The sequence below is a fragment of the Methylobrevis pamukkalensis genome, from assembly GCF_001720135.1.
Classification (GTDB): Bacteria; Pseudomonadota; Alphaproteobacteria; order Rhizobiales; family Pleomorphomonadaceae; genus Methylobrevis; species Methylobrevis pamukkalensis.
In genome coordinates, this window is sequence record NZ_MCRJ01000240.1 from 1 (window position 1) to 1736 (window position 1736).

General features: G+C 73.9%; 2 protein-coding genes. Both read right to left on the minus strand.

Annotated elements, in window-relative coordinates; translation table 11 throughout:
• On the minus strand, positions 1–1134 hold a 1134-nt coding region (tilS, locus tag A6302_RS20175), incomplete at its 3' end, for a tRNA lysidine(34) synthetase TilS (RefSeq protein ID WP_069308505.1).
• Between the two features lies 1 nt (position 1135).
• On the minus strand, positions 1136–1736 hold a 601-nt coding region (gene ybgF / locus A6302_RS20180), incomplete at its 5' end, for a tol-pal system protein YbgF (protein WP_069308506.1).

Here is a 1736-nt window from a genome sequence, read left to right on the forward strand (position 1 = left end):
CCAGCCGGGCCGCGCCCGCCCGGCAAGCCCCTCGATCCGCACGTCGAGCCGGCCGTCCCAGCGGACGACGCCGTCTTCGGCGACGTCAAGAACGGGCAGACCCGTCCGTCCCGCCTCGCGGTAGAGCCACAGCATCCCGCCCCGACGATCGAGCACCATGCCGCCGAGCGTGCGCCGGACGGGGCCCCTGCCCGACCCGTCATCCGCGGCCGTGACCGCCGCCAACGCCGCCTCCAGCGCGGCAAGGCGCGGGCCGTAGTCGGCGCCGCAAAGATCCCGGAGAAGGTCGGACACGAGGCGCAGGCGGAGTTCGGGATCGGCCACGTTGAGCGCCGGCAGGGCGAGCGAGGCATAGCCGGCGTGGATTTCCACGCACTGGCCGCGCAGGTCGCCGACGAGGCGGTCGACGAGGGCGGCGGCGCGGCCGAGCCGCCCGGCGGTGTCCGAGAGGCGGGCGGCGTCGATCCCGAGGTCGGCAAGCGCCGGCATGAGCATGCGCACCCGGCTGCGCAGATAGCGCGGATCGGTGTTGGACGGGTCTTCCGACCAGCCGAGACCGGCGGCATCGAGAGTCGCCACCAGCCGCGCGCGCGGAACGGCAAGGAGCGGCCGGTGGAAGACGATGCCGTCCACCTCGCGCCGCGCCGGCATGGCGGACAGGCCGCGCAGGCCGCTGCCGCGCGCAAGGCGGATCAGGAAGGTTTCGGCGACGTCGTCGCGGTGATGGGCAAGCAGCACGTGGCCGATGCCGGCCCGGCGCGTGGCCTCGGCAAGCAGGCGGTAGCGCGCGGCCCGCGCGGCCGCCTGGATGTCGCCGGTCGGCGGCAGCGTGTGCCAGCGCAGGATCTCGCAAGGGAGCGACAGGGCGGCGGCAAGTTCGGCGACCCGCGCGGCCTCTTCGGCGGCGGCGGGCCGCAGGCCGTGGTCGACGGTCAGCACCTGCAGTGCGGGGGCGTCCGGCGTGCGGGCAGACCATCCGGACAGCAGATGCAGCAGCCCGGTGGAATCGGCTCCGCCGGACACGGCGACGGCGATGCGCGACAAGCCGGAAAACGGGGAAAACAGCCGGTCGGCCTCGGCCGGCCCGATCGGGGACGCAGTGTCAGGGGCGTCGGCGCGGGGCGCCCGGCTCACCTCAGCACTGCGCCTTCGCCTGTTCGGCGACAACCCGCGCGCGGACATTGGCCGGCGCGTCGGGGAATTTCTTGCCAAGCTCGGAATAGGTGGCGCAGGCGGCGTCGGTCTCGCCGAGGCCATGCAGCGACAGGCCGAGCTTCAGCAGGCTTTCCGGCGCCTTCGGGCTCTGCGGATAGGTCTTGTAGGTGTCGAGGAACTCGTTGGCGGCCTCGCGCCAGCGCTTGCGGGCAAAATAGGATTCGCCCAGCCAGAAATGCGCGCTGCCGGCCTGCGGATTGTCCGGATGGTCGGCGATGAACTGGCGAAAGCTCGTCTCGGCCAGGTCGTAGTTGCCCGACAGGATGTAGCCGTAGGCCTGGTCGTAGGCCTGGCGCGGGTCCGGCGGGGCCATCACGGCGGCCATCTCCTGCTGGCCTTCGTCGGGGGGACCGGCCGTCGGCGCGCCGACACCGCCGGGCATGCCGATGCCGCCATCGACGCCGGCCACCCCGTAGGTGCCGGGCTCGCCACGGGCGATCGCCGACAGGTCGAGCGGACCGGAGAACACGCCGCTGCCGCCCGCGCCCGCGCCGGCCGACAGGCCCGGCAGGGTGCCGAGG